Below are 8,056 nucleotides of genomic sequence, written 5' to 3' on the forward strand. Positions count from 1 at the left end.
AAATACAGGAAAATACATATGGAGGTTTTCACATGGCAAATAAGTGGGTATACCTTTTTACAGAAGGTAATGCAACAATGAGAAATCTTTTAGGCGGTAAGGGAGCAAACCTTGCAGAGATGACAAATCTCGGTCTGCCTGTACCACAGGGATTTACAATTACAACAGAGGCTTGTACACAGTACTATGAGGACGGCCAGAAGATCAATGATGAGATTATGGGTCAGATCATGGATCATATCAACAAGATGGAAGAGATCACAGGAAAGAAATTCGGTGATAAGGAAAATCCACTTTTAGTTTCAGTTCGTTCAGGTGCCAGAGCATCTATGCCGGGTATGATGGACACTATCTTAAACCTTGGTCTTAATGAAGAGGTTGTAGAGGTTTTGGCCGAGAAGTCAGGTAACCCAAGATGGGCTTATGATTGCTACAGAAGATTCATCCAGATGTTCTCAGATGTAGTTATGGAAGTCGGTAAGAAGTATTTTGAGGCTCTTATTGATGAGATGAAGAAGGAAAAGGGTGTTAAGCAGGACGTGGAGCTTACAGCTGAAGATTTAAAGGAACTTGCAAATCAGTTTAAGGCCGAGTACAAAGCAAAGATCGGAGAGGAGTTCCCTTCAGATCCTAAAGTGCAGCTTGTTGAGGCTATTAAGGCCGTTTTCCGTTCATGGGATAACCCTCGTGCAAATGTATATCGTCGTGATAATGATATCCCTTATTCATGGGGTACAGCAGTTAATGTACAGATGATGGCGTTCGGTAATATGGGTGACACATCAGGTACAGGTGTTGCATTTACAAGAGATCCTGCTACAGGTGAGAAGAAGCTTATGGGTGAGTTCCTTATGAACGCACAAGGCGAGGATGTTGTTGCAGGTGTTCGTACACCACAGCATATCGACCAGTTAAAGCAGGTAATGCCTGAAGTTTATGATGAGTTCGTTGATATTTGTCATAAGCTTGAGGACCACTACAGAGATATGCAGGATATGGAGTTTACTATCGAGAACAGAAAGCTTTATATGTTGCAGACAAGAAACGGTAAGAGAACGGCATTTGCCGCACTTAAGATTGCATGTGACCTTGTAGATGAGGGTATGATTGACGAGGCTAAGGCTGTTTCTATGATAGAGCCAAGAAACCTTGATACACTTCTTCACCCTACATTTGATCCGGAGGCACTTAAGAAGGCTACACCTATCGGCAAGGGTCTTGCGGCTTCACCGGGTGCAGCAAGCGGACAGATTGTATTTACAGCTGAAGAGGCTAAGGAATGGGCAGATGCGGGAAAGAAGGTTGTTCTTGTAAGACTTGAGACATCACCTGAGGATATCGAAGGTATGAAGGCTTCACAGGGTATCCTTACAGTTCGTGGCGGTATGACATCTCACGCGGCAGTTGTTGCTCGCGGTATGGGTACCTGCTGTGTATCAGGTGTGTCAGAGATTGTTATGGATGAGGAGAACAAGCAGTTTGAACTTGGCGGAAAGACATTCCATGAGGGAGATGTTATCTCATTTGACGGTACAACAGGTAATATTTATGACGGTGCTATAGCTACAAGAGAAGCACAGATAGCAGGTGAGTTCGGAAGAATCATGAGCTGGGCCGATAAGTACAGAAGACTTAAAGTTCGTACAAATGCGGATACACCGGCAGATGCAAAGAAGGCAAGAGAGCTTGGTGCGGAGGGTATCGGTCTTTGCCGTACAGAGCATATGTTCTTTGAGGGTGAAAGAATAGACGCATTCAGAGAGATGATTTGTTCAGATACTGTAGAAGAGAGAGAAAAAGCTCTTGAGAAGATCTTGCCTGTACAGCAGGGAGATTTTGAGAAACTGTATGAGGCTTTGGAGGGTAATCCTGTTACTATCAGATTCCTTGATCCGCCTCTACATGAGTTCGTTCCTACAGAGGAAGCCGAGATTGAGAAGCTTGCACATACTCAGGGAAAGAGTGTAGCACAGATCAAAGCTATCATTGCTTCACTTCATGAGTTTAACCCTATGATGGGACACAGAGGTCTTCGTCTTGCAGTAACATATCCTGAGATTGCGGTTATGCAGACAAAGGCTGTTATCAGAGCCGCTATCAATGTAGCTAAGGTTCATCCTGATTGGAACCTTAAGCCTGAGATTATGATTCCGCTTTCATCCGACGCTAAGGAGCTTAAGTTCGTTAAGGATATCGTTGTAAAGACAGCTGATGAGGAGATTGCAAGAGCAGGTTCAGACATCAAGTACGAAGTAGGTACAATGATAGAGATTCCAAGAGCATGTCTTACAGCTGATGAGATTGCCAAGGAAGCTGAGTTCTTCTGTTTCGGTACAAACGACCTTACACAGATGACATTCGGTTTCTCAAGAGATGATGCAGGTAAGTTCCTTAATGCGTACTATGACAAGAAGATCTTTGAGAACGATCCGTTTGCTAAGCTTGACCAGGTCGGCGTAGGCAAGCTTATGAAGATGGCTATCGAGCTTGGTAAGAAGGCAAGACCTGAGCTTCATGTAGGTATCTGCGGCGAGCATGGCGGAGATCCTTCATCAGTTGAGTTCTGCCATAAGATCGGTCTTGACTATGTAAGCTGCTCACCGTTTAGAGTGCCGATTGCAAGACTTGCGGCAGCACAGGCAGCTATTGCAGAAAAGGCTAAGTAGGAAGTATTTGAATATAGTTGATAGAGAGCAGATGCGAAAGCATCTGCTCTTTTTAATTTGACATTGAAAGAAATACATGATAATATAAGTACTATAAGTCTAATAAGTACTTATAGGAATATATAATTATGTTTATCAGGAGGAAATTCTAATGAAAAAATTATTTGAAATATATGAAGATAATGGTAGGTTTATCTTAGAAGCAACAGATTTTGCTAAAGCATTATTGAATCAAAGTCAGGGTAAAATTGATAGTTTAAACGGAGTGGACCTTAAGGAACTAGATATACCATTAGAGCCATCCGCTAGAATTCTTCAGATTTGTGAAGTGATAAGACATGTTTCTAATGGTGTTGAATTTAGCAGAGCATTTTCACAAGTTGCATCAGAATATGAAATCAGTGAAAATAGTGTACGTGACAAATGCTGTCGCCAATTGGGCTTAACAATGCAGGAGTTTAAGGCATTAGTCCAAGCTTATATAAAGGTTAAAAATACAAAAATTGTAGAAATAATAAAAAGTTCGGTGAGTGCACGTACAGAAAAGATTGATAATGCGTTTATTGAAGAGCGATTGGGGAAGTAGTTTATAAAATGTTGGATAAAAAGTTTACTTAGAGTATATATTATAATAAAAGAGGAGTGTAGCTCAGCTTAATGCTATAATAGCTTCACTATTTGAGTCAAACAATATTGTAGAATACAGAGAGTATTATTACGTTGATTCTAAATTTGAAGGCAGTTATACTTGACAAGTTGTTAATAGTATGATAAATTATAAGTAAAATAAGTCCTAAAAGTACTTAAAATACAAAAAAGAAAAATACGGAGGTTATTTTTATGAAGTATGCAATTTATGCAACAAATTTAGAATGGTATAAGCATGTATCGGATTTGAAATTATCTGAAAAAGATAGTGTTGCGTTTTGGCGAACGAATACCACGGATAATTTTTCAAAAGATATTAAAAAAGGTGACGCATTTTTGATGTTGGTTGATATGGGGGGGAGAAAAGAAGTTGTAGGCATTGGAACTTTTGAAGGTTTTTACGACAGAATAACAGTTGGTGATCTTTGGAACAAATATGGGGATAAAACGGGAGCAACAAGTTTGACTGTTCTTATAAATCAGCTTAATAATTGTGGAAAACAAAAACCATATAGTGATAAAACTGAGATTTCTTATATTTTATTAAGTAATATTAAATGCGATTTGCACCTCAGAAGGGGCTGCCCCTGGAGACTTTTGTAAGGTAAATGAATTAGATTAGCCCTATGACAAATTGTCACAGGGCTTTTTGATGGTGTTTTTAACGTATAGGCAAGATAGTAAAGTGAACGCATAAAAGTAATTTCATGAACAAAAGAAAGATGAAAATGTTGAAATATTTGGAGTTGATTTAACAGTAGATGTGAAAATAATGAAAAGTGAAAAAATGTGAATATATGTTTTGTGCATTTGGAACTATGGGCCATTCTTGGTGAATGGAAGGTAACAAAGGAGTCATTTAAAGCTTCTTTATGGGATGTCTGCAATGAACATAATTTAAAAACAGTATCCCTATGTCGGTAAGGGCAGCGGAAATTTCTGCGGAAGGTGTGAGCATATACAAGCACGATCCGAATGGGAAAGTGGCAAGTGCATATCAGTCATTGACAAAGGAGGTGCTTTGCAATGAATAAGACAGGAAGTGCCACAAAGGTAAAGCTTAACAGCTTTGATGATTTATTCGGGATTGAGCAGCCACAGTCAGGAATAGAGCAAGTACAGGAAATTGCATTAACAGAACTTCAAGGGTTCAAAGAACATCCGTTTAAGGTATTGGATGATTAAAAGATGCAAGAAATGATTGAAAGTATAAGAGAGTATGGGGTATTGATGCCGGGTATTGCAAGACCGATGAAAGGCGGCGGTTACGAAATTATCGCCGGACATCGTAGAAAATATGCTTGTGAAATGGTTGGACTTTCTACAATGCCGATGTTTATTCGTGATTATACAGATGATGAAGCTATAATTATTATGGTAGATTCTAATATTCAGCGAGAGGATATTCTGCCAAGCGAGAAAGCAAAGGCATATAGAATGAAATATGATGCAATGAAGCATCAGGGAAGTAAAGCAGGCGGACTTACACTTGGAGAACTTGGAGAAACGGCAGGAGAGAGTGCAAAGACTGTTCAGAGATACATATGGATTTCACGCTTGGCGGATGAGTTGCTTGATATGGTGGATACAAAGAAAATAGGCATCATGCAGGCAGTTGATTTATCATTTTTATCAGAGGATGCACAGCAATGGGTTTTGGCTGTAATACAGGAAACAAATATTATTATTTCAACTTTGCAGAGTGCCATGCTTAAGGAAAGCGATAAAAAAGGGGAGCTTACATTTCCGATGGTTCGTATGTTGCTTGAAAAAGAGAAAACTGTGGAACGAAAGGTTGTTATAAAAGCAGAGCGTATAAACAGTTACTTCCCTGTAACATATAGCAGGAAAGAAATAGAGAACATTATTTATCAGTTATTGGATAACTGGAAGAATACTCAGTAGAAAGGAGGAGCCGGGAATGAGTGAAATATTACAACTGGATTATTATTATGGGATTGAAGCAGAGCAGTTCTCATTCTATAGAGTTCCTCGCTTGCTTATTAAGGATGAACGATTTAAGAAATTATCAAGTGATGCAAAACTTTTATATGGTCTGATGCTTGATCGTATGTCCTTATCTATAAAAAATAAATGGTTCGATGATAATAACAGAGCATATATTATATATACCATAAATAGTATTATGGAAGATTTGGGATGTGGAAAGGAAAAGGCTGTTAAGGTTCTTGCAGAGTTGGATAATACTAAGGGAATTGGTCTGGTAGAGAAAGTTCGTAGAGGATTGGGTAGACCGGATATTATATATGTCAAGAATTTTGCTTCGTCGGAGGGAAATGTAGATAAAAAAGAGGTAGTAAACACTGATAAAATCACTGAAGTCGGAAAATCGGACTTCAGGAAGTCGGAAAATCAAACTTCAAGAAGTCAGAAAACAGGACTTCAAGAAGTCGGAAAATCAGACCTCAAGAAGTCAGAAAATCAAACCTTTGGAAGTTCGGAAATCGAAACTCAAGAAGTTGGAGAATCGAACCCTAATTATACTAAATATAATAAAACTGATTTAAACTATATTGAGGAGAGTTATATCAATCCTATCATTCAATCCGGTTCAGAGAAGAATGATGTGATAGATGATGTACAGAAATGCATAGAACTGATCAAAGAAAATATCAGTTATAATCATCACATGCAATATGATAATTATGGAGAAAAAGAACTCTATGATGAACTGTTTCAAGTAATATGTGAGGTAGTCTGTGTGAGGCGTCCAACAATCAGGGTAGCCGGAGAAGAATATCCATATGAGCTTGTGAAATCAAGATTTTTGAAACTGGAGGGCAGTCATTTGGAATATGTGATTGACTGTATGAAGAATACAGCCACTAAAATCACAAATATCAAGGCATATATTATTACAGCACTTTATAATGCAACCACTACAATAAATCATTTTTATCAGCAGGAAGTAAATCACGATATGTATGGAGGAGGCTGGTGTAAAAAGGATATTATTTAAGGTAATGCTGTTATTGCTTTTGATTGTAGTGTAGAATAAAATACAAGATATATAAAGAAACTGTGTATATGCTTTTTTATAACTTCTGGTCATAATGTCCAGAAGTGGGAAGGAAGAAAAAAGGTACAGATAAGCGAAGATTATAAGGTATGACGACATAAAGGTTGCAGTGGGGAAATGGTATAATAGTTATAATTTATTTAAGAATTGAGAGGTGATTTTGTGTCTAAAATAAATGTTGAAGGATCTGAAATCAGCATTATATCCATAGATGATAAAGATTATATTTCTTTAACTGATATGGTAAGAAACATTGAAAACGGTTTAGCTTTAATCGAGAAGTGGCTAAGAAATAAAAATACCATAGAGTTTTTAGGTATTTGGGAGGAAATGTATAATCCTGATTTTAATTCCCTCGAATTCGAGGGAATTAAAAATGAAGCCGGACTGAATCGCTTTGTTTTATCGGTAAAACAGTGGGTAGAAAAAACCAATTCTATCGGTATTGTTGCAAAAGCAGGAAGATACGGAGGAACTTACGCACATAAAGATATTGCTTTTGAATTTGCTTCTTGGGTATCCCCATACTTTAAGTTGTATTTAATAAAAGAATTTGAACGCTTAAAAGAAGAAGAACAAAAGAAGCTCGGTTGGGATATAAAAAGAAATTTGGCAAAAATCAATTATAGGATTCATACTGATGCTATAAAGAATAATCTTATACCTGAAAAACTGCCGAAGGAAAAAATTAACTTTATTTATGCAAATGAGGCTGATATTTTGAATATGGCTTTGTTTGGAATGACTGCAAAGGAATGGAGAGATGAAAATCCAAATTTAAAGGGAAATATCAGAGATTATGCGGATATATCTCAGCTCGTTTGCCTTTCTAATCTTGAAAATCTAAATGCAGTATTTATAAATGAAGGGATGAAACAGTCGGACAGATTGGAAAAATTGAATTCTATTGCAATTGAGCAGATGAAAATATTATCTGAAGCTGAAAATGTAAAAAAGCTGAAGTAAAATGAATCTTAAAAGAATCCTGTAAAAGGTGATTAGAGTAACATCTAACCACCTTTTTTCTTGTAATAAATGAAGGAGGTGGACTATTGATCAATGAAGAAGTAAGCGGACAGGTTATTGCCATGGTAGAAAGAGGAAACATAAGGACAGCTAAAATGGTAATAGATCTTATGAAGAAAATGTTAAATATGGCAGCCAAAAAAGGGAAAAGTCTAAAGGAGTTTATAGAAGAAAAGAAACCGACAACTGTAAAAGATTTGGTGAAGAAAGGGAAGGTTGAAACCTTAGAACTAAATGACCTTGATTTTAAAGGCTTAAAAAGAGACCTAAATAAAAACGGAGTAAAATTCAGTATAAAAAAAGATCTTACTACAGGAAATAATATCATCTTCTTTCAGGCAAAGGATGAAAAGGTCATGGAGCAGGCGTTTAAGGAAGCAGTAGAAAAATCTGCCGGAAAGAATAAGAAAAGAGAATCGGTAATGGGTAAACTAAATCAATTCAAAGAAAAGGTTAAAAATGCACCAAAGAAAGATAAAATCAAGGAGAAACTTAATGAGCAGAGTTTGTAGAAGGAGGGGTAAATACGAGGATATTAGAAGCAACACTAAAAGATATAAAAAATATATTTTATATAAGAGATAAGAAAAAGTTTGTAATTCAAAACTTACCTTATCTCTTTTTATTTTATCCAGGAAACATCCTATCAGCACATATTAGAAGTTATATAGGCGGA

At 37.1% G+C, this 8,056-nt stretch carries 6 protein-coding genes and 2 pseudogenes; all 8 read left to right on the plus strand.

The genetic code is table 11. The annotated features are described in order from the left end of the window. The first annotated feature begins 32 nt into the window (after positions 1-32). The 8 genes and pseudogenes from ppdK to HMPREF0381_RS04795 all read left to right on the plus strand — a co-directional run bounded on the left by ppdK (position 33) and on the right by HMPREF0381_RS04795 (position 7,892). Positions 33-2,666: a pyruvate, phosphate dikinase gene (ppdK, locus tag HMPREF0381_RS04765; RefSeq protein WP_008750758.1), complete on the plus strand. Its 2,634-nt coding sequence runs from the start codon at positions 33-35 to the stop codon at positions 2,664-2,666. A gap of 151 nt (positions 2,667-2,817) precedes the next feature. After that, the gene (locus HMPREF0381_RS04770) at positions 2,818-3,252 is read left to right on the plus strand and encodes a hypothetical protein (RefSeq protein ID WP_008750759.1); all 435 of its coding nucleotides are present in this window, start codon (positions 2,818-2,820) and stop codon (positions 3,250-3,252) included. Between the two features lie 254 nt (positions 3,253-3,506). Beyond that, on the plus strand, positions 3,507-3,917 hold the full coding sequence (locus HMPREF0381_RS04775) for a hypothetical protein (RefSeq protein WP_008750760.1): 411 nt from the start codon (positions 3,507-3,509) through the stop codon (positions 3,915-3,917). Between the two features lie 293 nt (positions 3,918-4,210). Further along, positions 4,211-4,348, plus strand: a pseudogene (locus tag HMPREF0381_RS14495) (ParA family protein); the annotation flags it as partial. Further along, positions 4,341-5,219: pseudogene (locus tag HMPREF0381_RS04780) on the plus strand (ParB/RepB/Spo0J family partition protein). The pseudogenes HMPREF0381_RS14495 and HMPREF0381_RS04780, both read left to right, overlap by 8 nt. Before the next feature lie 16 nt (positions 5,220-5,235). Further along, positions 5,236-6,294: a DUF6017 domain-containing protein gene (locus HMPREF0381_RS04785; RefSeq protein WP_008750764.1), complete on the plus strand. Its 1,059-nt coding sequence runs from the start codon at positions 5,236-5,238 to the stop codon at positions 6,292-6,294. Positions 6,295-6,516: 222 nt separating this feature from the next. Further along, positions 6,517-7,320: a KilA-N domain-containing protein gene (locus HMPREF0381_RS04790; RefSeq protein WP_008750765.1), complete on the plus strand. Its 804-nt coding sequence runs from the start codon at positions 6,517-6,519 to the stop codon at positions 7,318-7,320. An 86-nt stretch (positions 7,321-7,406) separates the two neighbouring features. After that, the gene (locus HMPREF0381_RS04795; protein ID WP_008750766.1) at positions 7,407-7,892 is read left to right on the plus strand and encodes a PcfB family protein; all 486 of its coding nucleotides are present in this window, start codon (positions 7,407-7,409) and stop codon (positions 7,890-7,892) included. The last annotated feature ends 164 nt before the right edge of the window (positions 7,893-8,056 follow it).

Source organism: Lachnoanaerobaculum saburreum DSM 3986, from assembly GCF_000185385.1.
Lineage (GTDB): Bacteria > Bacillota > Clostridia > Lachnospirales > Lachnospiraceae > Lachnoanaerobaculum > Lachnoanaerobaculum saburreum.